Origin of the sequence: Dactylosporangium sp. NPDC005572 (assembly GCF_040605515.1) — a bacterium.
Taxonomy (GTDB): Bacteria; Actinomycetota; Actinomycetes; order Mycobacteriales; family Micromonosporaceae; genus Dactylosporangium.
On the sequence record NZ_JBEXCY010000002.1, the window covers coordinates 56,652 to 77,463 of the forward strand.

Annotated in this window: 24 protein-coding genes; 18 read left to right on the forward strand and 6 right to left on the reverse strand. The window is 73.0% G+C overall.

Going from position 1 to position 20,812, the window contains the following annotated elements:
• From ABZS66_RS01365 to ABZS66_RS01415, 11 genes are all read left to right on the forward strand, one after another.
• Complete coding sequence (locus ABZS66_RS01365; RefSeq protein ID WP_354754008.1) at positions 1–870, forward strand: branched-chain amino acid ABC transporter permease; 870 nt, start codon at positions 1–3, stop codon at positions 868–870.
• Between the two features lie 17 nt (positions 871–887).
• The gene (locus ABZS66_RS01370; protein ID WP_354754010.1) at positions 888–1,805 is read left to right on the forward strand and encodes a branched-chain amino acid ABC transporter permease; all 918 of its coding nucleotides are present in this window, start codon (positions 888–890) and stop codon (positions 1,803–1,805) included.
• Positions 1,806–1,832: 27 nt separating this feature from the next.
• Positions 1,833–2,555: an ABC transporter ATP-binding protein gene (locus ABZS66_RS01375; protein ID WP_354754012.1), complete on the forward strand. Its 723-nt coding sequence runs from the start codon at positions 1,833–1,835 to the stop codon at positions 2,553–2,555.
• A complete protein-coding gene (locus ABZS66_RS01380; protein WP_354754014.1) occupies positions 2,552–3,253 on the forward strand; it encodes an ABC transporter ATP-binding protein in 702 nt (233 codons plus the stop codon). The genes ABZS66_RS01375 and ABZS66_RS01380 overlap by 4 nt, the downstream gene beginning before the upstream one ends.
• 93 nt (positions 3,254–3,346) lie before the next feature.
• Complete coding sequence (locus ABZS66_RS01385; protein WP_354754016.1) at positions 3,347–4,546, forward strand: cytochrome P450; 1,200 nt, start codon at positions 3,347–3,349, stop codon at positions 4,544–4,546.
• An 81-nt stretch (positions 4,547–4,627) separates the two neighbouring features.
• Positions 4,628–5,338, forward strand: coding sequence for an energy-coupling factor ABC transporter permease (locus ABZS66_RS01390; RefSeq protein ID WP_354754017.1), 711 nt, complete (start codon positions 4,628–4,630; stop codon positions 5,336–5,338).
• Positions 5,335–5,685 carry a PDGLE domain-containing protein gene (locus ABZS66_RS01395; RefSeq protein ID WP_354754019.1) on the forward strand — a complete coding sequence of 117 codons (351 nt, stop codon included), beginning with the start codon at positions 5,335–5,337 and terminating at the stop codon, positions 5,683–5,685. The genes ABZS66_RS01390 and ABZS66_RS01395 overlap by 4 nt, the downstream gene beginning before the upstream one ends.
• A gap of 1 nt (position 5,686) precedes the next feature.
• Entirely contained in the window at positions 5,687–6,451 is a 765-nt protein-coding gene (gene cbiQ / locus ABZS66_RS01400; RefSeq protein ID WP_354754020.1) for a cobalt ECF transporter T component CbiQ, read from the forward strand.
• Positions 6,448–7,221 carry an ABC transporter ATP-binding protein gene (locus tag ABZS66_RS01405; protein ID WP_354754022.1) on the forward strand — a complete coding sequence of 258 codons (774 nt, stop codon included), beginning with the start codon at positions 6,448–6,450 and terminating at the stop codon, positions 7,219–7,221. The genes cbiQ and ABZS66_RS01405 overlap by 4 nt, the downstream gene beginning before the upstream one ends.
• Positions 7,218–8,051: an AraC family transcriptional regulator gene (locus ABZS66_RS01410; protein ID WP_354754024.1), complete on the forward strand. Its 834-nt coding sequence runs from the start codon at positions 7,218–7,220 to the stop codon at positions 8,049–8,051. The genes ABZS66_RS01405 and ABZS66_RS01410 overlap by 4 nt, the downstream gene beginning before the upstream one ends.
• 10 nt (positions 8,052–8,061) lie before the next feature.
• Positions 8,062–8,973, forward strand: a complete 912-nt coding sequence (locus ABZS66_RS01415; RefSeq protein ID WP_354754026.1) for a DMT family transporter — start codon at positions 8,062–8,064, stop codon at positions 8,971–8,973.
• 78 nt (positions 8,974–9,051) lie between these two features.
• On the opposite strand, the gene ABZS66_RS01420 is transcribed toward ABZS66_RS01415, so the two are convergent.
• A complete protein-coding gene (locus tag ABZS66_RS01420) occupies positions 9,052–9,672 on the reverse strand; it encodes a hypothetical protein (protein WP_354754028.1) in 621 nt (206 codons plus the stop codon).
• A gap of 148 nt (positions 9,673–9,820) precedes the next feature.
• Here ABZS66_RS01420 and ABZS66_RS01425 point away from each other — a divergent pair, with 148 nt between their 5' ends.
• Entirely contained in the window at positions 9,821–10,165 is a 345-nt protein-coding gene (locus tag ABZS66_RS01425) for a DUF2795 domain-containing protein (protein WP_354754029.1), read from the forward strand.
• Here the strand turns inward: ABZS66_RS01425 and ABZS66_RS01430 are convergent.
• A complete protein-coding gene (locus tag ABZS66_RS01430; RefSeq protein ID WP_354754031.1) occupies positions 10,162–11,799 on the reverse strand; it encodes an ATP-dependent DNA helicase RecQ in 1,638 nt (545 codons plus the stop codon). The genes ABZS66_RS01425 and ABZS66_RS01430 overlap by 4 nt on opposite strands.
• On the reverse strand, positions 11,796–12,188 hold the full coding sequence (locus ABZS66_RS01435) for a DUF1232 domain-containing protein (protein ID WP_354754033.1): 393 nt from the start codon (positions 12,186–12,188) through the stop codon (positions 11,796–11,798). The genes ABZS66_RS01430 and ABZS66_RS01435 overlap by 4 nt, the downstream gene beginning before the upstream one ends.
• A gap of 27 nt (positions 12,189–12,215) precedes the next feature.
• Here ABZS66_RS01435 and ABZS66_RS01440 point away from each other — a divergent pair, with 27 nt between their 5' ends.
• The 5 genes from ABZS66_RS01440 (at position 12,216) to ABZS66_RS01460 (ending at position 17,792) form a co-directional block, all read left to right on the forward strand.
• Positions 12,216–13,301 (forward strand): S-(hydroxymethyl)mycothiol dehydrogenase, encoded by a 1,086-nt coding sequence (locus tag ABZS66_RS01440; protein WP_354754034.1) that lies wholly within the window; start codon positions 12,216–12,218, stop codon positions 13,299–13,301.
• 636 nt (positions 13,302–13,937) lie between these two features.
• Positions 13,938–14,507 carry a PadR family transcriptional regulator gene (locus ABZS66_RS01445; RefSeq protein ID WP_354754036.1) on the forward strand — a complete coding sequence of 190 codons (570 nt, stop codon included), beginning with the start codon at positions 13,938–13,940 and terminating at the stop codon, positions 14,505–14,507.
• 269 nt (positions 14,508–14,776) lie between these two features.
• The gene (locus ABZS66_RS01450; RefSeq protein ID WP_354754038.1) at positions 14,777–15,778 is read left to right on the forward strand and encodes a glycosyltransferase family 4 protein; all 1,002 of its coding nucleotides are present in this window, start codon (positions 14,777–14,779) and stop codon (positions 15,776–15,778) included.
• A 101-nt stretch (positions 15,779–15,879) separates the two neighbouring features.
• The gene (locus tag ABZS66_RS01455; RefSeq protein WP_354754040.1) at positions 15,880–17,187 is read left to right on the forward strand and encodes a tetratricopeptide repeat protein; all 1,308 of its coding nucleotides are present in this window, start codon (positions 15,880–15,882) and stop codon (positions 17,185–17,187) included.
• 35 nt (positions 17,188–17,222) lie between these two features.
• The gene (locus ABZS66_RS01460) at positions 17,223–17,792 is read left to right on the forward strand and encodes a GtrA family protein (protein ID WP_354754041.1); all 570 of its coding nucleotides are present in this window, start codon (positions 17,223–17,225) and stop codon (positions 17,790–17,792) included.
• Here the strand turns inward: ABZS66_RS01460 and ABZS66_RS01465 are convergent.
• Entirely contained in the window at positions 17,789–18,145 is a 357-nt protein-coding gene (locus ABZS66_RS01465; RefSeq protein ID WP_354754043.1) for an STAS domain-containing protein, read from the reverse strand. The two genes, ABZS66_RS01460 and ABZS66_RS01465, sit on opposite strands and share 4 nt — an antisense overlap.
• 73 nt (positions 18,146–18,218) lie before the next feature.
• Entirely contained in the window at positions 18,219–18,845 is a 627-nt protein-coding gene (locus ABZS66_RS01470) for a hypothetical protein (RefSeq protein WP_354754045.1), read from the reverse strand.
• A 174-nt stretch (positions 18,846–19,019) separates the two neighbouring features.
• On the opposite strand from ABZS66_RS01470, the gene ABZS66_RS01475 reads away from it, so the two are divergent.
• Positions 19,020–19,418 carry an SSI family serine proteinase inhibitor gene (locus ABZS66_RS01475; RefSeq protein ID WP_354754047.1) on the forward strand — a complete coding sequence of 133 codons (399 nt, stop codon included), beginning with the start codon at positions 19,020–19,022 and terminating at the stop codon, positions 19,416–19,418.
• Here the strand turns inward: ABZS66_RS01475 and ABZS66_RS01480 are convergent.
• On the reverse strand, positions 19,408–20,778 hold the full coding sequence (locus tag ABZS66_RS01480; RefSeq protein WP_354754049.1) for a DUF1501 domain-containing protein: 1,371 nt from the start codon (positions 20,776–20,778) through the stop codon (positions 19,408–19,410). The two genes, ABZS66_RS01475 and ABZS66_RS01480, sit on opposite strands and share 11 nt — an antisense overlap.
• Positions 20,779–20,812 lie beyond the last annotated feature (34 nt).

The following is a 20,812-nucleotide window of genomic DNA, read 5'->3' on the forward strand; positions in this document are numbered from 1 at the left end:
TTGGACGCTTACCTGATCCCGGCGGTCGACGGCGTGGCGTACGGCTTGTTGCTGTTCGTCGTCGCCGCCGGGCTCACCCTGGCCTTCGGCGTGGGTGACGTGCTCAATCTCGCGCACGGGACACTGTTCGTGTTCGGTGCGTACGCCGCCGCCAAGGTCAATGACGGCACCTGGCTCTCCCTCGCGCTCGCGGTGCTCGTCGGCACCGCGGCCGCGGGGGCCGGGGGCGCGCTGCTGGCCCTGATGCTCGCGCCGATCTCCGGCCGCGGCCACCTCGCGCAGGCGCTGCTCACGTTCGGCGTCGCGCTGGTGTTCAGCCGGCTGCTCGTGCTCGTGTTCGGCCCCGACGACCTGCCCGTGGTCGTGCCGAAGTCGATCGACCGCGCGGTCGACTTCGCCGGGCACAGCTACCCGGGGTACCGGCTGGCCTTCATCGGCGTCGCGGCGCTCATCGCGGTCGGCCTGTGGCTCGTCGTCACCCGGACCCGCGCGGGCAGCTTCGTCCGCGCGACCGTCGACGACCGTGACATGGTCGCGACCCTGGGCGTCAACCCGGCCACGGTGCGCGTCAGCGTGCTGGCCGCGGGCGGCGCGCTCGCCGGGCTGGCCGGCGCCCTCGGCGCGCCGATCATCGGGCCCGGTCCGAAGACCGCCGACCTGGTGCTGCTGCTGTCGCTCGTGGTCGTCGTCCTCGGCGGCATGGGCTCGATCGGCGGCGCGTTCCTGGCCGCGATCGCCGTCGGCGAGATCCACACCCTCGGCGCGGCGAAGGCCGACTTCCAGATGTTCCAGCCGTTCGCGATGTTCGGCGCGATGGCGATCGTGCTGGCGCTCCGCGCGACCGGCCTCCTCTCCCGGCGGGCGGCATGAACGGCAGGCTTCTTCGAGTGCTCCGGATCGCGGCGGTGCCGGCGGTCCTGCTCCTGCTGGTGTCGTTCACGTGGACGTTGGCCGACTACGCGCAGGCGACGATCGCCAGGGTCCTCATCATCGGCCTGCTCGCGGTCTCCGTCGCCCTGCTGACCGGCACCGCCGGCCTGCCGACGCTCGGCCAGACCGCGCCGTACCTCGTCGGCGCGTACACGGCGGCCAACCTGGTCGACCTCGACATGGACATCGCGGTCGTGCAGCTGCTGGCCGCGGCCGGCGCCGGCGCGCTGTTCGCCCTGATCACCGCCCCGATCGTGGTCTACGCCCGGGGCGTCGTGGTGCTGATGATCACGCTGGCGCTCGGCGAGCTGACGTACACCCTGGCCGGCCAGTGGAAGGCGATCACCGGCGGCACCGACGGCAAGCTGGCGTTCGCCCGCCCCTACCCGGTGCCCGGCCTCGCCAAGCTCGACAGCGACGCCGACGTGTACCTCTACGTCCTGATCGTGGTGGCCGTCCTGGTCGGCGTGGTGCTGCTGGTGCTGCGCTCCCCGGCCGGCGCCCTGCTGCGGGCGACCCGCGACGACGACGCCCGGATGCGCGCCAGCGGCCACCCCGTCGCCGGCTACCTCACCGCCGCGTACGTCGGGGCCGGTGCCCTGGCCGGCGCGGCCGGCTCGCTCATCGTCACCGTCGACCAGTTCGTGTCGCCGGGCACCGGCGGGTTCGAGGTGTCGGCGCTGATCCTGCTGGCGGTCACCATCGGCGGGGCCACGTCGATGATCGGCGCCGTGGTCGGCGCGGCCCTCGTCGTGCTGACCCGCGACTGGCTGGGCAGCTACTGGCCCGGCAACGCCCCGCTCCTGCTCGGGGTGCTGTTCATCCTGTGCGTGTACCTCCTGCCGCGCGGCCTGCTGGGAAGGCGGAACGCATGAGTGGTTCCGGAGCGAAGCGGAGGACGCATGAGCGGTGAACTGCTCTCCGTGGCCGGTCTGGGCCGCCGCTACGGCGACCTCACTGCGCTCGACGACGTGAGCCTGCGGCTCGAGCCGGGCGAGCGCCGGGCCCTCATCGGCCCCAACGGCGCCGGCAAGAGCACCCTGCTCAACCTGGTCGCCGGCGGCCTGCGCCCGTCGTCCGGCCGCATCCACTTCGGCGGCCGGGACGTGACGTCGCTCGGCCCGGCCCGCCGGGCCCGGCTCGGCGTCGGCCGCACCCACCAGCACCCGGCCGTCTGGTCCAGCCTGTCGGCCCTCGACAACGTGCTGGTCGCCGGCCGCCGGCCGTGGGGCCGCCTGCGCCCGGGCGGCCGCGCCCGCGCCCAGGAGCTGCTCGCGTCGGTCGGCCTCGACGCCGTGGCCGCCACCCAGGCCGGCTCGCTGTCGCACGGCCAGCGCCGCCAGCTGGAGCTGGCCATGGCCCTGGCCGGCGAGCCGCGCCTGCTGCTGCTCGACGAGCCGGCGGCCGGCCTGGCCCCGCCGGAGGTCGAGCTGCTCGCCGGCCTGCTCGCGGAGCTGCCCGGCACGGTCGCGATCCTGCTGGTCGAGCACCATCTCGACCTCGTCTACGGCTTCGCGGACCGGGTGACCGTCCTGCACTCCGGCAAGCACGTCCACACCGGCACCGTCCCCGAGATCCGTTCCTCGCCGGAGGTCGCCGCCGCCTACGCGGGAGTCGCCCCATGACGCTCACGATCTCGGGCCTGCACGCCGGCTACGGCGGCGGCACCGTCCTGCACGGTGTCGACCTCCAGGTCCCGCAGGGCACCGCGCTGGCCGTGCTGGGCCGCAACGGCGCCGGCAAGACGACGCTGGTGCACACGATCGCCGGCCTGCTGCGTGCCCGCGAGGGCCGCGTGGTCCTCGGCGACCGCGACCTGACCGGCCGCCCGGCCCACAAGGTCGCCCGCGCCGGCGTGGGCCTGGTGCCGCAGGGCCGCCGCGTGTTCGCCAGCCTGACCGTCGCCGAGCACCTCCACCTGTCCCGCCGCCCCGGCGACTGGACCGTGGCGAAGGTGCTGGAGCTGCTGCCGCGCCTCGGTGAGCGGCTGCGCAACAAGGGCAACCAGCTCTCCGGCGGCGAGGCCCAGATGCTGGCGATCGCCCGCGCGCTGCTCACCCAGCCGCGCCTGCTGCTGCTCGACGAGCCCTGCGAGGGCCTGGCGGTGGAGCTGGCCGCCCGCGTCCGCGCGGTGGTGGCCGAGCTCTCCCGGGGCGGCCTGACGGTCCTGCTGGTGGAGCAGCAGCCGGAGCACGCCCTGGCGGTGGCCGACCACGTAGCGCTCCTGTCCGACGGCCGCGTCGTGGCGACCCACACGGCCGACGAACTGCGCGCGGCCCCGCACCTGGCGGACCAGGTCCTGAGCGTCACAACCCACGCCTGACCGCCGGCGTCCCACACCGCCCGGCGGGAGCGGGGGCATCACGCAGCGTGAGTGGGGCAGTAGAGATCGTGAAACTTCGATAGGTTGCCGGCCATGGCGAACCTCTCCTATCCACTGCCCCACGCCCCGACGCTCTACGCGCCGCTGCCCCAGCTGACCGAGATCCAGCGCGACCAGGCCGTCGCGCAGGTGGAGGCGGCCGACGGCAGCGTCGCGTACGTCGTCACCCGCTACCAGGACGTGCGCACCGTCCTCGTCGACCCGCGGTTCAGCCGGGCCGAGGCGGCCAAGCTCCCGGACGGCGCCGCCGAGTTCGGCCTCGGCGACCTCGCCAGCGAGTCCATCGTGGCCATGGACCCGCCCGAGCACACCCGGCTGCGCAAGCTCGTCGCCCGGGCCTTCACCGCCCGCCGCGTCGAGGAGCTGCGGCCCCGAGCGGCCGACATCGTCGAGCGGCTCATCGACGAGCTGGAGGCCGGCGAGCGCCCGGTCGACCTCGTCGAGCACTTCTCGCTGGCGCTGCCGGTCCAGGTCATCTGCGAGCTGCTCGGCGTGCCGGCCGAGGACCGCGACCGCTTCCACGGCTGGTCCGACGCGCTCATGAGCGGGCCGGGCGCCGACCCGCAGGTCACCGGCGCCGCCCTCCAGGCGATGGGGGAGTACTTCGGCGGCCTCATCTACGCCAAGCGCGCCCAGCCCGCCGACGATCTCATGACCGCGCTCATCGCCGCGCGCGACGAGCACGACAAGCTCACCGAGCGGGAGCTGGTGACCCTCAGCCTGGGCATCCTCATCGGCGGCCACGAGACCACCGCGAACCAGATCAACATGATCCTGCTGACCCTGCGCCGCTTCCCCGAGGAGGACGCGCGGCTGCGCGCCGACCCGTCGCTCATCCCCGGCGCGGTCGAGGAGCTCATGCGGTTCGTGCAGCTCGGCGACGGCGCCACCTCATTGCCGCGGGTCGCGACCGAGGACGTGGTGCTCAGCGGGGTCACCATCCCGAAGGGCTCGATCGTGCTGCCGGCGATCGCGGCGGCCAACCGTGACCCGCGCAACACCGAGTCGCCGGAGCGCCTCGACGTGGCCCGGCCCGACGTGTCGCACCTGAGCTTCGGCGCCGGCGTGCACCACTGTCTCGGCGCGCAGCTGGCCCGGATGGAGCTCCAGGAGGCGCTGCGCGGGCTGTTCACGCGGCTGCCCGGCCTGCGGGTCGCGGTGCCGGACGAGGAGCTGCGCTTCAAGCAGGGCATGATCGTGCGCTCGGTGGAGGCGCTGCCCGTGACATGGTGATCCACTTCGCAGGAGCGACGCTGTTGCAACCCCTTGGCAACAGCGCAACCCCGGCAATAGGCTGCGCGCGGGAGGAACACCATGCCAGCAGTAGCCATGCACATCTCGAACGGGATCATCGACAACCCGATCGCGCTGCTCTTCGCCGGGGTTGCGCTCGCCGGGCTGGTTCTGTGCTTCGTGATGGGCCGCCGCGAGCTCGACGACCGCCTGGTGCCGATGGCCGGGCTCGTCGCCGCGTTCATCTTCGCGGTCCAGATGCTGAACTTCCAGGTCCTGCCCGGGGTCAGCGGGCACCTGCTCGGCGGCACGCTCGCCGTCATGCTCGTCGGCCCGTACCTCGGGGCCATCTGCGTCGCGATCGTGCTCATCGTCCAGGCGCTGATCCTCAGCGACGGCGGCGTCACCGCCCTCGGGCTGAACATCACCAACATGGCGCTGATCGGCGCCGCCGCCGGCTACCTGCTCGTCGCCCTGCTGCTGCGGGTCCTGCCCCGCGCGACCTGGGCACTGGCGGCCACCGCCGTGATCGCCTCGGTCGTGTCGGTCACGATCGCCTCGCAGGGCTTCGTCCTGGAGTACGCGCTGGGCGGCGCGACGGACGTCGGGCGCTCCATCGGCGGCATCGCCGCCGCGATGGGCGGCGTCCACGTGCTCATCGGCCTCGGTGAGGGGATCATCACCGCGATCACGGTGTCGTACGTCGCGAAGGTCCGCCCCGACCTGGTCTACGCCGTGCGGAACCTCCAGCGTCCGGTCACCGCCCCGCAGCAGCAGGAGGCAACGGCATGAAGAAGTCGACCTGGTTCATCCTGACCGGCCTGGTCGCCGCGCTGCTGCTGGCCGGCGTCGTCAGCAACTTCGCCTCCGGCCACCCCGACGGACTCGACTCGGTCGCCCGCGAGGGCTGCACGTTCGACGACCAGGACCAGATCACCGGCGGCAACTGCATGGCGCAGGCCGAGACCGACAACCTGACCAAGGACAGCCCGCTCGCCGGCTACTCGGTGAAGGGCATCTCGAACGAGTTCCTGTCCACCGGCCTGTCCGGCGTGCTCGGCGTGCTCATCACGTTCGGGGTCGGCGCCGGCGCGTTCTGGCTGCTCAAGGCGGGCCGCAAGAAGGAACAGAAGGTCTGAGGTGGGCGCCGGCCACAGTCATGCGCTGTTCGTGCACCGGCACTCGCCGGTGCACGACCTGCCGCCCGAGGTGAAGATCGCCGCCAGCGTCCTGTTCACGGTCGCCGTCGTGGCCACGCCCCGCGAGGCGATCTGGGCGTTCGGCGCCTACCTGCTGGTGGTCGTGGCGGTGGCGCTCGTCGCCCGCATCGGCCTGGGCTGGCTGGCGCTGCGCTCGCTCATCGAGCTGCCGTTCATCCTGCTCGCGTTCGCCCTGCCATTCCTTGGTACCGGGGAGAAGGTGGAATTTCTCGGAATGAGCCTCTCCGAGGACGGGCTGTACGGCGCCTGGAACATCCTGGCCAAGGGCACGCTCGGCGTGTTCTCGTCGCTGCTGCTCGCCGCCACCACCAGCCCCCGCGACCTGCTGCTCGGCCTGGACCGGCTGCGCTGCCCGCAGTTGGTGACGCAGATCGCGACGTTCATGCTGCGGTACCTCGACGTCCTCGCCGAGGAGGGGCGGCGCATGCGCATCGCCCAGCGCTCCCGCGGGTACGACCCCCGCTTCCTGTGGCAGATCAAGGGCTTCGCGACCGGCATCGGGGCGCTGTTCCTGCGCGCCTTCGAGCGGGGCGAGCGGGTGTACCTCGCGATGGTCTCCCGCGGCTACGAGGGCCGCATCCCGCTGGCGATCGCCGGCACCGGCGCGACCGCCGGGCAGTGGGCGGCGGCGGCCGGCGTCCCGCTCGTGGCGGCGGCGATCGCGACGGTAGCGTTGCTGCGGTGACGACCCCCAGCCTCGAGGTCCGTGACCTGCGGTTCGCCTACCCCGACGGGCACGTCGCCCTGCACGGCGTCGACCTGACCGTGCCGGCCGGCGAGCGCGTCGCCGTGCTCGGCCCGAACGGCGCCGGCAAGACCACGCTCGTGCTGCACCTCAACGGCATCCTCCACGCGACCGGCCCGTCCACCGGCGTAGCTGACTCGGGCGGCACGGTGACCGTCGCCGGCCTGACCGTCGACCCGAAGGACCGCGCCTGCCTCAAGGAGATCCGCCGCCGGGTCGGCATCGTCTTCCAGGACCCCGACGATCAGCTGTTCATGCCGACCGTGGGGGAGGACGTGGCGTTCGGCCCGGCCAACCTCGGCCTGCGCGGCGACGAGCTGGCCGCCCGGGTCGACGAGGCACTCGCCGCGGTCGGCATGGGCGAGCACCGCGACCGCGCCCCGCACCATCTGTCGTTCGGCCAGCGCCGCCGGGTCGCGGTCGCCACCGTGCTGGCGATGCGGCCGGAGATCCTGGTGCTCGACGAGCCGTCGTCGAACCTCGACCCGGCCAGCCGGCGCGAGCTGGCCGGCATCCTGCGCGAGCTGCCGGTGACGGTGCTCATGGTGACCCACGACCTGCCGTACGCGCTGGAGCTCTGCTCCCGCTCGGTGATCCTCGACGCCGGCCGGATCGCGGCCGACGGCCCGACCCGCGAGCTGCTCGCCGACGCCGACCTGCTGGCCGAGCACCGCCTCGAGCTCCCGTTCGGGTATACCGTCACGGCATGAGCGAGTCCGCGACCTGGACCAGGGTCAACGACGGCTGCTTCGAGCTGGACCTGCTCACCGCCAGCTACCGCCGGCACGCCTTCACCCGGCACAGCCACGCCACGTTCGCGATCGGCGTCGTGGTGCGCGGCGAGGAGCAGTTCCACTACCGCGGCGAGCTGCGCCGCGCGGGCGTCGGCAGCCTCGCCATCCTGGAGCCCGGCGAGCCGCACGACGGGATGGCCACCACCGCCGAGGGTTGGGCCTATCGGGTGCTGTACCCGAGCGAGGCCATGCTGCTGGACGGGCGCTCCAGCCGTCCGTCGTTCCGCGAACCGATCGTGCACGACGCCCGCTCGGTACAACTGCTCCGGCACGCGCACGAGGAGCTCACCGCCGGCGTGGACCCCCTCGCCGCCCACTCCCGGCTCGCCTGGGCCTTCGAGGCGATCGTCGCGCGGCACGGGTCGACCGGCGCTTCCCGCGCGCCGCTGCGGCCGTCCGACGCGGCCGCCGCCCGGAAGGTCGCCGAGATCCGCGACCGGCTCATGGCCGACCTGCGCTGCGCGCCGAGCCTGCGGGAGCTGGCGGCCGGGGTGGAGCTGTCGCCGTACCACATGCTGCGCGTCTTCCGCGACGCCACCGGGTTCCCGCCGCATGCCTGGCTGGTCCTGGAGCGGGTCTGCCGGGCCCGGCACCTGCTCGCCGCCGGCCACCCGCCGGCCGAGGTGGGCAGCGCCGTCGGCTTCGCCGACCAGGCCCACCTCACGCGCTGGTTCAAGCGCGTGACCGGGGTCACTCCAGCGGCATTCCGCAACAGCGTTCAAGACCCGGCGCGCCGCCCCGCGTGATGCTGCGGGCATGAGTCGTCGCGGATGGATCCTCTTCGCCGCCATGTGCGTCGTGTGGGGCATCCCCTACCTGCTGATCAAGATCGCGGTACGTGAGATCGGCCCGGCCGAGCTGGTCTTCGTCCGCACCGCGATCGGCGCCGTCCTGCTGCTGCCGATCGCGCTCGCCCGCAAGGAGCTGCGCGCGTCCCTGAAGCCCTGGCTGCCGCTGCTCGTCTACACGGTGGTGGAGATCGGCCTGCCCTGGCTGCTGCTCTCCGACGCCGAACGGCACGTCGACAGCTCGTTCACCGGCCTGGTCATCGCCGGGGTGCCGCTGGTGGCGGCGGTCCTGGCCCGCCTGTCCTCGCGGGCCGAACGCCTGACCGCGGCCCGGGTGGGCGGCCTGCTCACCGGCTTCGCGGGCGTTGCCCTGCTGATGGGCTTCCACGTGGGTACCGGGGGAGTCGTGCCGCTGCTCGAGCTCGTCGGCGTGGTCGTCTGCTATGCCGCCGGCCCGCTCATCATCGAGCGCTGGCTGACCGACGTGCCCCGCTACGGCGTCGCGGCCGCGTCGCTGGTCGTGGGCGCGGTGCTGTTCGCGCCGGTGGCCGTCCCGTCGCTGCCCGACCTGGCCCGGACGGTCTCCGCCGGCCCGGCGCTGGCGGCCCTGGCGCTGGCGGTGATCTGCACGGCGCTGGCGTTCGTGCTGTTCTTCGCGCTGGTCGCGGAGGTGGGCGGGGTCCGCGCCACGGTGATCACGTTCGTGAACCCGGCGGTGGCGGTGGTGCTGGGCTTCCTGGTCCTGGACGAGGAGGTGACGGTCCTGACGGGGGCGGCGTTCGTCCTGATCCTGGCGGGTTCGTTCCTGGCGACCCGCCGCCCCGTGGAGCCGGATCCGGCGGCTCGACCGGCGGACCCGGCCGAGGCCCGGGTTCCATGACCGCTGGCGGGTTCCGGCTGCCACGGCAACCAGAACCCGCCATCGATGGTGACGCCGGGGCTCAGCGGCCCGGCACGGTCACCAGTCCTGCATCCAGGGGAGCTTCGCGTCGAGCCAGTCGTTGAGCCGGGCGACCTGGTCGACGTCGCTGTCGAGCCAGCTCACCTGGCCGGTCATGGCGATGATCGCGAACACGATCGCGGTACCGCCGGCCAGCACGCCCAGCGCGCCGAGGCCGCGGCCGGCCACGCCCGGGCGGGCGCCCGCGATGATGCCGGCGAACGAGAACATGAGCCCCAGCGCGCCGATCGGGAGCGCCGACGGCGCGAGCAGGCCGGTCAGGGACACCGCGACCGCGGCGAGGCCGAGCATCAGGCCGAACGTCGCGAGCAGGCTCGCGCGGGCCGGGGCCGGCCGCAGGTCCGGGGCCGGTGCGGGGGCCGGGCTGACCGGTGCCGCCGGAGCGGCCGGCGCCTCGCGGTCGATGCTGCGCCGCGTGGCGAGCCGGTCGGTGTCGCTGTCCAGCACACCCACCGCCGGAATGCGCTTCGTCGTGCGCTCCCGCGTCTCGGCGCGGTCGTCCACGCCGTCACGGTCGCGGTCGACCTTGCGTTCGGTGGTCTCCAGCCGGTCCTCCACGCCGTTGCCGTCGCGGTCGGCCCCGGTGCGCCCGCCGAACAGCTGCCCGATGCGTGCCACGTGAGTTCACCTCCAAGGTGCGCCCGGCCCGCACGCCCGGGGGTCGGTGTGCGGTGGATCGGGCGGATGGACAGCAGGTACCCAGGGGCCCTCGGTCTCAATCGGGGGTGAACCGTTTGGGGGGTTTTCGCCCGGGTACTGCGGGCTCATGGAACGTGGAAACACGAAGCACGGCGTGGCCCTGGACGACCAGATGCGCGGCGAGACCTCCGGCGGCGGTGCGCCGGACGCGACCCTCGCACGCCCGATCGGTACACCCGTCGGGATGACTCCCGAAGACGTGGAGGCCCGCAGCGAGCTCGGCCGCTGCATCCCGAAGGCGAGCCTGCCCGGCGACCGCGACGACCTCATCGCCGGCGCGACCGAGATGAACGCGCCCGACGAGGTGATCGACGTGCTCGGCCGCCTGCCGGAAGGCGAGGTGTACGACACCGTGTACGAGGTCTGGGCCGCGCTCGGCGGGCGCAACGAGGACCCGGCGCGCCGGCCCTAGGACACCTTCCTGAGGAGCCGGTGCTGCTCGACGACCGGCACGGAGAGGGTCTTGTACCCGACCTTGTCGAACAGCACGGTCATCTGGTCGCCGGCGTAGGAGAGCACAACGCCCTTGCCCCATTCGCCGTGCCTGACCTCGCTGTGGATCGGGAACGGCACGTCGCCCGCCGCCGCCTCCCCGGCGGCGGCGCTTCCGTCGGCGCAGTTGTCGCAGTGGCCGCACCTCGCCGGCAGGTGCTCCCCGAAGTACGCCAGCAGCGCCTGGCCCCGGCAGAGCTCGGTCTCCGCGAAGTTGCGCATCATGTCGAGGCGCGACCGGGACACCGTCTGCTGCCGCTCGGCCTGCGCGTCCGCCAGCTCGGCCGCGCGGGCCGGGACCGGCGCCCAGCGGGGCGCCTTGACCTTGCCGCCGCTGAGCATCCGGGCGCCGCCGACCTCCTCCAGGAGGGTCAGCAGCTGGCCCAGCTTGCGCGCGCCGAGCCCGGTCTTCTCCTCCAGCTCGTCGCGGGTGAGCGGGGTGTCGGCGGCGCGCAGCAGCGCGGCCAGGTCGGCGACCTCGTCCCGGTCGACGGAGACGTTGGTGAAGAACTTGCGCAGGCCGCTGTCCTCGGTGCGGTGCAGCAGCAGCACGTGCGCCGGCTGCCCGTCGCGGCCGGCCCGGCCGATCTCCTGGAGGTACGAGTCGGGGGAGTCGGGCAGCGAGACGTGGTTGACCCAGCGGATGTTCTTCTTGTCGATGCCCATGCCGAACGCCGTCGTGGCCACCATGATCGGCACCTCGTCGGCGAGGAACGCCTCGTGCGCCCGCTCGCGTTCGCCGGCGCTCATGCCGCCGTGGTACGCGACGGCGTCGAAGCCCTCGCGTTGGAGGCGCTCGGCCAGCTCCTCGGTGGCGCGCCGGGTCGGCGCGTAGATGATGCCGGGCGGGGTCGACTCGCGCACCCGCGCGACCAGGCGCCGCCAGCGGGTCTCCTCGTCGGGGCAGTGCACCGACTCCAGGTACAGGTTCGACCGGTCCAGCCCCGTCACCACGACCTCCGGGTCGCGCATGCCGAGGCGTTCGACGATGTCCTCCCGTACCGGCGGGGAAGCGGTCGCGGTCAATGCCACCACCGGCGGCCGGCCGAGCTCGCGGATGAACTGGCCGAGCTGGAGGTAGTCGGGGCGGAAGTCGTGCCCCCAGGCGCTGACGCAGTGCGCCTCGTCGACCGCGACGAGGCTCGGCTTGAGGGCCTTGATCTGCGCGGCCCGCGCCGGGTCGGCGAACTGCTCGGGCGTCAGGAACACGAACTCCGCGTCGCCGGCCCGCAGCGCCTCCAGCGCCTCCGCCCGCTCGGTCTTGCCCTCGGCGCTCGACAGCCGGACCGCAACCAGCGACTCGTGATGGCGTGCGGTGAGCGACGCGATCTGGTCCTGCTGGAGCGCGAGCAGCGGCGAGATGACGATCGTCGGCCCCGGCAGCAGCGGCGCCGGCACCTGGTAGATCGCCGACTTCCCGGCCCCGGTCGGCAGCACCGCGAGCGCGTCGCGGCCCGCCATCAGGGCCTCCATGGCGCGCACCTGCTCGTCGCGCAGCCGCTCCCACCCGAAGCGCTCCCGCGCGACCCGACGCAGCTCGTCCGTGACCGTCATGGCCGCCTTCCTATCATCCGCCACAGCAGCCGCGGCTCCCCGGGCCACGCCTCTTCCAATGCCTCCACCGGTACCCGCCGGGCCGCGTACCGGAACGCGAGCAGCACGACGACGATGTCGTCGAGCGGCCCGATCACCGGCAGGAACTCCGGGATCAGGTCGATCGGGCTGGCCACCCACACCGCGGCGACCGCGATCGCGATCTTCGCCCGCCGCGGCACCCGCGGGTCCTTGCGCAGCCGGCGCGCCGCGGTCACGCAGTCCGGCAGGAACGACACCAGGTCCTTCGCGAGCCCCGGCGGGAGCCGCCGGGCCAGCAGGACCAGCACCGCCCAACTCACCACTACGACGGTGACGGTGACACCCAACCCGATCAGCCAGCCACGCATGGCTCCATTCTCTGATAGGACGGAACCATGCCTATCGAGACGCAGGGCGTGGTCGCACTGGGCAAGGGCCGCCCCGTCAGCCTGGAAACCGTCGTCGTCCCCGAGCCCGGCCCCGGCGAGGCCCGGGTCGAGGTGCAGGCGTGCGGCGTCTGCCACACCGATCTGCACTACCGGGAGGGCGGGATCACCGACGACTTCCCGTTCCTGCTCGGCCACGAGGCCGCCGGCATCGTCGAGTCGGTCGGGCCGGGCGTCACGTCGGTCGCGCCCGGCGACTTCGTGATCCTCAACTGGCGCGCGGTCTGCGGCGAGTGCCGGGCCTGCCTGCGCGGGCGGCCGTGGTACTGCTTCAACACCCACAACGCGAAGCAGAAGATGACGCTCGCCGACGGGACGCCGCTGACCCCGGCGCTGGGCATCGGCGCGTTCCTGAAGCACACGCTGGTCGCCGCCGGCCAGTGCACCAAGGTCGACCCGCGCGCCCCGGCGAAGGTGGCGGGCCTGCTCGGCTGCGGCGTGATGGCCGGCCTGGGCGCGGCCCTGAACACCGGCGGCGTCCGCCACGGCGACTCGGTGGCGGTCTTCGGCTGCGGCGGCGTCGGCAACGCCTCGATCGCCGCCGCTGCCCTGGCCGGCGCGACGACGATCATCGGCGTGGACGTCGACGTCCGCAAGCTCCAGTGGGCCGAGGACTTCGGCGCCACCCACGTGGTGAACTCCCGCGAGACCGACCCGGTCGAGGCGATCCGCGCCCTGACCGGCGGCTTCGGCGCCGACGTGGTGATCGAGGCGGTCGGCCTGCCGCAGGTGTACGAGCAGGCCTTCTACGCCCGCGACCTGGCGGGCACGGTGGTCCTGGTCGGCGTCCCGCGCCCGGACATGCAGCTGACCCTGCCGTTCCTGGAGGTGTTCGGCCGCGGCGGGGCGCTGAAGTCGAGCTGGTACGGCGACTGCCTGCCCTCCCGCGACTTCCCGACGATGATCGACCTGTACCTCCAGGGCCGCCTACCCCTGGAGAAGTTCGTGACGGAGACGGGCGAGCTCGGCGACGTGGAGGAGTCGTTCCACAAGATGGAGCGCGGAGAGGTCCTCCGCACCGTGATCATGCTCTAGCCCGCGCCCGCCCATGATCAAGGGAGCGTTCTGGCTGTCACGGCAGCCGGAACGCTCCCTTGATCATGGGCTCCTCTCGGCTTGATCGCGACGCGGTCCCGGTTCGTGCGCAGCCGCCCGGACAATGCCCCCGCCGCCCTGCCGCCCCGCCGCCCTGCCGCCCTGCCTTCGCGGGCCCGCGTCCGTCCCGCTTCTGCTCGCTGACGTCACCATGATCGATGGCGAGTTCTGGCTGTGATGGCAACCAGAACTCGCCATCGATCATGGCCGGCCCGGGTTGATCGCGATCTGAGCCCCGATTGAGCCTCCCGTTCCCGGCCTCTCCCGTTCCCGGCCTCTCCCGTTCCCGGCCGCGCGAGCCGCATTCCGTGCCGGCCCTGCTTGTTGAGGTCCTCAGCCCGGGTTGATCGCGATCTGAGCGCCGATCGAGCAGTGCGCCGCCCCTCCGCCTCTCAGCCCCTCCGGCTCCCCGCCGGGCCGGCCCGCGCCGCTGCCCCCGCCGTCCGGCCTTACGCCGCCGCCCGCGTTGTGGGTTGCTGGGACTGCGCTCAAGTTTGTATCGGGAAGGGGTTGTCGGCGATAGTCTTCCGATATATCGTCGAGGTATCAGCGATAGTCCTACGAAAGGGGAGCGACATGAGGTCGCGACACGGAGCATTCTTCGACGCCGGAGCCTGGCAACGAGGGTTCGGCAGCTTCCTCCCGCCCGGCGGCGGGCGCGGATGGGGGCCACACGGCCAGGGCGGCCGCGGTAGCGGCTGGGGCCGCGGGCGGGGCGGGCGCCCCAACGTCCGGCAGGCGGTGCTCGCGCTGCTGCACGAGCGCCCGATGCACGGATACGAGATGATCCAGGAGCTCGAGCAGCGCACCGGCGGCATCTGGCGGCCCAGCCCGGGCTCGGTGTATCCGACGCTCCAACTGCTGGAGGACGAGGGCCTCATCGTGGCCGAGGAGTCCGGCGGGCGGAAGCGGTTCGTGCTCACCGACGCCGGCCGGCCCGAGGCCGAGACGGCCGCGCAGAACGCGCCCTGGCAGGAGTACGGGGCGGAGAACGTCTCGCAGGCCCAGGAGTTCCGCGACGCCGCGATCGGGATCATGGATGCGCTGCGACAGGTCGGGTTCAACGGGACCAGCGAGCAGCGGGCGCAGGCGCTCGAGGTGCTGACCGAGACCCGGCGCAAGCTCTACGCCATCCTCGCCGACTGACGACGCGGCACCGGCAGCGGCGGCGACAGTCATGCGTTGGTGGACGGTAGCGGTTGCGGCGCCCGGGAAGCCGGCGCCGCAACCACAGGATCAGCGGGCGGCCGGTGCGCCGGGCGGGACGCCGTTGGACGAGGTCGGCAAGCCGTCCAGCGCACCCGCCGGCAACGGCCCGGAGAAGTGGTAGCGGGCAGCCCCGGGCCGCGACCGCCGGCTGAGCCCACCCGGGATGGAGGAGGTTGGTGCGGAACGGGCAGGGGTAGGGGGACGCGATGAAGGTCGCACTGCTCGGGCCGATCGCGTGGCGCACCCCGCCGCGCGCGTACGGCCCGTGGGAACAGATCGTCTCCCTGCTCGCCGAGGGCCTGGTCGCGCGCGGCGTCGACGTCACCCTCTTCGCCAGCCTCGACTCGGTCACCGCAGCCCGGCTCGACGGTGTCGTCCAGCACCCGTACAACGAGGACAGCAGCTACGACGGGCGGGTCTGGGAGGCCATCCACGTCGCGCACTGCTACGCGCGCAGCGGCGAGTTCGACCTCGTCCACAACAACCTCGACTGGCTGCCGCTGGCGATGGGCGAGTTCTGCCGCAGCCGGCTCGTCACCACCGTGCACGGCTTCTGCTCGCCGTCGATCCTTCCGGCGTACCAGCGGGCCCGCTCGGCGTACGTGTCCATCTCCGACGCCGACCGTGGCCCGGGCCTCGACTACGCCGCGACCATCTACCACGGCATCGACATGCGCCAGTTCCCGTACTGCGAGACCCCCGGCGAGGAGCTGGTGGCGTTCGGCCGCATCCACCCCGACAAGGGCACCGCCGAGGCCATCCGGATCGCCCGCTCGGCCGGCCGGCGGCTGCTGATCTGCGGTCCGGTGCACGATCGGCGCTACCACGAGGAGGAGGTGCTGCCGCACGTCGACGGGGCGTCGGTGGTCTACGCCGGCAACGTGGGTCCGGCCGATCGCGCGCGCATCCTCGGTACCGCGGCCGCACTGCTGCACCCGATCGGCTTCGCGGAGCCGTTCGGGCTCTCGGTCGTCGAGGCGATGGCGTGCGGCACCCCGGTCGTGGCGTATCCGCTCGGCTCGATGCCGGAGGTCGTCGACCCGGGCGTGACCGGCTTCCTGGCGGGCTCCGCCGAGGACGCGGTGGCGATCCTCGACGACGCGCTCAAGCTGGACCGCGCCCAGGTCCGCGCCCGCGCGACCGAGCGCTTCTCGGCCGACCGGATGGTCGACGACTACCTGGCCCTCTACCGGCGACTGCTCGGGTAGCTCTCCTCACGGCCCACCACGCCCGGAGCCGACGCCGTCCGGTGATGGGGTGCTGGCGCAGCGTCACGGTATGCCTCTAAGCTCTCCGGCGGAGGCAGACTGTGGGTAGCGTCAATATCACCGACCGGCTGGACGAGGTCGAGGAGCGCATCCTCGACTGGGACTTCGCCGGCGCCCGCGACCTCGCCCAGGGGCTGCTCGACGAGCCGGACCTGGCCGACGAGGACCGGGTGACCGCCCGCCGGCTGCTGGCCGAGGCGCTGCGCGAGCTCGGCGACCTCGCCGCCGCGTACGACCTGGCCGAGTCCGCGGCCACGAACGCCTCCCGGCTGCACGGCGCCGGCCACCCGGCCACGATCCACGCCCTCGCCGTGCTGGCCGCGGTCCGGCACGACTACGACGAGCGCGACGAGGCCGAGCGGCTGTACCACGCCGTGCTCGACAGCGGCCTCGACGAGGAGTCGGACTCGCTGCACCGGGCGATCCTGCTGGCCCGGGCCAACCTGGCCCTGCTCCAGCGCGACAAGGGCGACCGCAGGCTGGCCCTGACCATGCTCAACGCGGCCTACGTGATCCACCGCCGCGAGTACGGCGCCGACGACCTCGACACGATCCGCATCGCCGCCGAACTGGCCGCGCTGCACCACGCGGACGGCGACCTGAACGCGGCCCGCCGGCTGTTCACGCTGGCGCACGCCTCGGCGCGGGCGCGGCTGGGGTCGCGGCACGCGTTCACCAAGGCGGTGGAGTGGGAACTCGCCGCGGTCGAGCCGCCGATGCCCTCGGCCCCGGTCTCGGGCGTGCCGGTGTCGGCGATTCCGGTGTCGTCCGGCCCGGTGTCGGCCCGCCGCCCCTCGGCGCCCCCGGCCCAGTTCCCGGCCCAGTTCCCCGCCGCGCCGCCACCCGCGTCCGTCCCGCCGCCGGCGTCCGTCCCGCCGCCGGCGCTCGATCCCGTGCCCGTGTTCGACCCGGCCGCGTGGGAAGCCGTCGTGCCGGAGCGGTCGCGGCGCGTCGTCGTGCCGCTGCAGGCCGTGGTCGCCGTGGTCGTCGTCGCGCTGCTCGTGGCGGGGCTGTCGATCTGGCACTCGGTCACCACCGGGGGCGCCCGTGACGCCGGTGCCCAGCCGTCGGCCACCGGGTCCGGCGGGGCTCCCGTGGTACAGGATCTGCGTCTGCAGGATCAGGGCAACGCGCTGTCCGTGAGCTGGAGCGGCCCCCAGGCCACCCTGGTCGTGGCAGTTTCACGGGCCGGCGCGCCGGCCGTCGTGCTGGCCACCGTGCCGCCCGGCACCAGCACGTACGTCGTGCGCGGCGTGGAGCCCGGAGTGGCCTACTGCGTCGTCGTCGGCGCAGTGGACACCACCCAGGCAATGACCCCTACCCAGACGGTGTGTACCGGCGACCGCTGAGCATCCGGCAAGATTTCCGGGGTATAGTCCGCCCGATGCGGCTCACAGACCGGGCGCTGAACCACCTGCCCACACGGTTGGCGATTCTGCTGCGCAGGCACCGCGAGACGGTGAAGTTCGGGATCGTCGGCGGTTTCTGCTATGCCGTGACGCTGCTGGTCAACTACGCGCTGCGCCTCACCGTGCTGGACGAGAAGCCGGTGACGGCACTGACGATCGCCAATGTCGTGGCGTCGGTGGTCTCGTACTTCCTGAACCGCGAATGGTCGTTCCGCACGCGCGGCGGGCGCCGCCGGCATCACGAGCTGATGCTGTACCTCGCGATCAACACCGCGGGCATCGTCGTGAACTCGGCGCCGCTGTGGTTGGCCCGGTACGTCTTCGGCCTCCAGCACCCGGCCGTGAGCAACCTGGTGGAGGAGCTGTCCGACTTCGCGTTCGGCATGGTGCTGGGCACCCTGCTGGCGATGCTGTTCCGCCTGTGGGCCTACCGTGCCTGGGTCTTCCCGCACGACGACGTCCGCCCCGCCCCGAACCGCTACGAGGTCCCGGCCCCGGCGGTGCAGCCGGCGGGCACGGTGGCGACGGAGACCCCGGGCGCCTAGCCGGGGATCTGGAAGGGGATGTGGTCGGCGTCCGGCTCGGCGGGGGAGCCGAGTATCTCGTGGACGCCCGCCACGCGGAGCTGCCGGTGGACGAACGGGCTGGCCCGGTGGACGACCATCCGGACGCCCTCGGCGCCGGCCTCGCGCTGGGCCGCGACCAGGGCGCCCACCGCGGCCGAGTCCAGGAACGTCACCAGGCCCAGGTCCACGCGCAGGACGCTCGGGCGGCGGTGGGTGGCGGCGGCGACGATCTCCTGACGGAGTGTGGTGGCGTTGGTGTGGTCTATCTCGCCGCGGACGGAGACGACCGTCGAGCCGTCCACGGTCACGTTGACCGTTACCGACATCGACATGGTTCCCCCACTGTGCTCACGCGCCCCAGCATAGGAGCTGGCGAACCGTCGTGCAGCGGGCGGGGGTGAGCTGTCAGCCGGACTGCGGCGGCAGGTTGCCGGCGATGTGGTCCGGGCAGTGCAGGCGCAACTCGCGGTAGCCGAACGGCGCGTCGACGAACCAGCAGTGATGGGGGTTGTCGGTGCCCGGGTGGCGGTACCCGTCGAAGAAGCGGCAGGAGAGGCACATCTTCGTCACCGGGATGCTGCCCTGCTGCTGGAGCAGGCCGATCTTCGCGGTGACCAGCCGGAGCAGCCGCGCCTGGGTCTTGTCGTCGAGCTCCTCCACGTGCCCGAGCAGCGAGCCGGCCCAGTTCGCCGGGGCGGGTGTGGTCGACAGGCCGCGCTCGGTGGCCGCGACGCGCATGTCGCGTGCTGCGTAGGACGGTGCGGGGCGCATCTCGACCAGGCCCTCGGCGATCAGCGGCGACACGAGCGCCATCGTCGCGGCGACCGTCGAGCCGAGCTCGGCGGCGAGGTCGGACAGGCGGAACTCCCGGTCGCGCCGGCCCAGCAGCAGCATCACCTGCCGATGGGCCAGGGGCAGGCCGTGCTCGGGCTCCGGGCCGTCGGCCGGGGCCATCACGGCCACCCGGACCAGACCCGCCACGAGCTTCTGGGCCTGTGCTTCCAGATTCTGGGCCTGTGCCTCCAGCGTCACGGCGACCTCCGCTCCACATCGGCCCTGCTGCCAACACACTAGTCGGGCACGTCGATCAACAGGGGGTGCGACGCGACCGATTTGCGGCACCCGAAGTACCAGATAAATCGGAAAAAGTCCGGAAAAAACGGGTAGCATTCCGGGATCGAGCAGGTGCGAAGCGGGGGGTGAGACATGGGTGTCCTAGGTCTGGCCGGCGCCGTCACGGCGGCCACGATCATGGTCACGGCCGTCCTGACGGCCGATGCCGCACACGCCGCGCCGAAGCCGACCCTGCTCACGCTCACCGTCGCCAGGGACGAGTCCACGAAGCCGGCCCAGCACCGCGCCTTCCTCACCTGCTCGCCCGCGGGCGGCACGCACAAGCAGGCTCGCGACGCCTGCGCCGAGCTGGCCAAGGTCCACGGCGACTTCGGCAGGCTCCAGGTCGCCGGTGGCGCGTGCACGATGCAGTACGACCCGGTGACAGTGACCGCCCAGGGTCGCTGGCAGGGCCGGAAGGTCGCCTACCGGCACACCTTCGGCAACTCGTGCACGATGTCGACGGCGACGGGGCCTGTGTTCAGCCTTTGAATACGCCCAGCGTCTGGAACTGGTGGTTCGGGAAGATGGCCGCCGAGTCCGCCACGTTGAAGCGCTTCTTGAGCATCTCCGCGAGCACGTCCCGGTAGTCGTTCGCGCCGGCGACGTCGCCCTGGTCGAGCGCGCCCTGCGACAGGCCGGGCCACTTGCCGTGTACCTTGCCGCCGTTGAGGCCGCCGCCGAGCAGCAGCATCGCGTTGCCGTGCCCGTGGTCGACGCCGACGTTGCCGTTCTCCTGCACGCGCCGGCCGAACTCGCTCATCGTCACGATCGACGTCTGGTCGAGCGCCGGGCCCAGGTCGGTGGCGAACGCGCCGATCGCCTGGGACAGGTTGCCCAGCGAGTTGCGCATGTCGCCGCCGTCGACCCGGCCGAGGTTGGTGTGCATGTCCCAGCCGCCGACGTCGAGCGCCGCGACCCGCAGGCCCACGCCCGCCTTGATGAGCTGCGCGATGTCGCGCAGCCGGTCGGCCAGGCCGCCGCCCGGGTACTGGACGCCCTCGGCCGGACGGTACTGCGTGTTCGCGATCTTCTGGGCCGTGTTGATCGCCTGGATGGTGCCGTTGGCGGTCGTGGCGAGCGAGTGGTCCAGCCCGGTGTACAGCGTCTTCAGCGCCTCCATCGTCTGGGTGCGCATCGCGTCGTTGTCGATCCGGAAGTCCCGGATGCCGTTGAGGACGATCGCCTGCTCGCCGCCGACCAGGGAGCGCGGCAGCGCCGAGCCCTGGGCCACGGCCCGGAACGTGGTGCCCGGCCCCATCTGGGCCAGCACCCGGTCGAGCCAGCCGGTGCGCACGGCGACCGAGGCCGCGCCCCGCTCCAGCGCGTCCTGTGCCTGGAAGTGGCTGCGGCTGGCGTCCGGCGAGGCGACCGCGTGGACCGCGGCCATCTGGCCGGCCTGCCAGAACTTGAACAGCGGCTCCATCGCCGGGTGCAGGCCGAAGCCCCGCCCGGCGGGCAGCGTCGACGCCATCGGCACCGCGATGTTCGGCCGCATCTGCCGGTAGTTCGCGTCGTCGGCCGGCGCGACCAGCGACAGCCCGTCCACGCCACCGCGCAGGAAGATCACGACGAGCGTGCCCTTGTTGTCCTCGGGCGCCGCGAACGCGACCCGGCTGGTGACCAGCTGGCTGCCCAGCGCGGCCACGCCGACGAAGCCGGCGCCCTGCACGAGCCGGCGCCGGGTGAAGCCCTTGCTCCACTTGTCGCGCTCGGCCGCCAGCTCGTCCTGCACCTGCTCGGCCTGCACGCGGATGGCCGCCTCGCACAGGTTGGGGCCGTGCCGGCGCAGCTCGTCGAGGCTGGCCGGGCGGCGCTCGCCCTCGGGGAGGGAAGAAGGATCGAGGATCATGACTTGTTCTCCCGTTTGGGCCGAGGCCTTCGGC

Excerpts from the sequence above, each read along its gene's own strand:
- ABZS66_RS01435 (WP_354754033.1), bottom strand. The coding sequence starts at position 12,188 with ATGCGTGGCTGGCTGATCGGGTTGGGTGTCACCGTCACCGTCGTAGTG.
- ABZS66_RS01375 (WP_354754012.1), top strand. The coding sequence starts at position 1,833 with ATGAGCGGTGAACTGCTCTCCGTGGCCGGTCTGGGCCGCCGCTACGGC.
- ABZS66_RS01430 (WP_354754031.1), bottom strand. The coding sequence starts at position 11,799 with ATGACGGTCACGGACGAGCTGCGTCGGGTCGCGCGGGAGCGCTTCGGG.
- ABZS66_RS01475 (WP_354754047.1), top strand. The coding sequence starts at position 19,020 with ATGGGTGTCCTAGGTCTGGCCGGCGCCGTCACGGCGGCCACGATCATG.
- ABZS66_RS01440 (WP_354754034.1), top strand. The coding sequence starts at position 12,216 with ATGCCTATCGAGACGCAGGGCGTGGTCGCACTGGGCAAGGGCCGCCCC.
- ABZS66_RS01425 (WP_354754029.1), top strand. The coding sequence starts at position 9,821 with ATGGAACGTGGAAACACGAAGCACGGCGTGGCCCTGGACGACCAGATG.
- ABZS66_RS01395 (WP_354754019.1), top strand. The coding sequence starts at position 5,335 with ATGAAGAAGTCGACCTGGTTCATCCTGACCGGCCTGGTCGCCGCGCTG.
- ABZS66_RS01380 (WP_354754014.1), top strand. The coding sequence starts at position 2,552 with ATGACGCTCACGATCTCGGGCCTGCACGCCGGCTACGGCGGCGGCACC.
- ABZS66_RS01410 (WP_354754024.1), top strand. The coding sequence starts at position 7,218 with ATGAGCGAGTCCGCGACCTGGACCAGGGTCAACGACGGCTGCTTCGAG.
- ABZS66_RS01460 (WP_354754041.1), top strand. The coding sequence starts at position 17,223 with ATGCGGCTCACAGACCGGGCGCTGAACCACCTGCCCACACGGTTGGCG.
- ABZS66_RS01445 (WP_354754036.1), top strand. The coding sequence starts at position 13,938 with ATGAGGTCGCGACACGGAGCATTCTTCGACGCCGGAGCCTGGCAACGA.
- ABZS66_RS01415 (WP_354754026.1), top strand. The coding sequence starts at position 8,062 with ATGAGTCGTCGCGGATGGATCCTCTTCGCCGCCATGTGCGTCGTGTGG.
- ABZS66_RS01480 (WP_354754049.1), bottom strand. The coding sequence starts at position 20,778 with ATGATCCTCGATCCTTCTTCCCTCCCCGAGGGCGAGCGCCGCCCGGCC.
- ABZS66_RS01390 (WP_354754017.1), top strand. The coding sequence starts at position 4,628 with ATGCCAGCAGTAGCCATGCACATCTCGAACGGGATCATCGACAACCCG.
- ABZS66_RS01450 (WP_354754038.1), top strand. The coding sequence starts at position 14,777 with ATGAAGGTCGCACTGCTCGGGCCGATCGCGTGGCGCACCCCGCCGCGC.
- ABZS66_RS01465 (WP_354754043.1), bottom strand. The coding sequence starts at position 18,145 with ATGTCGATGTCGGTAACGGTCAACGTGACCGTGGACGGCTCGACGGTC.
- ABZS66_RS01385 (WP_354754016.1), top strand. The coding sequence starts at position 3,347 with ATGGCGAACCTCTCCTATCCACTGCCCCACGCCCCGACGCTCTACGCG.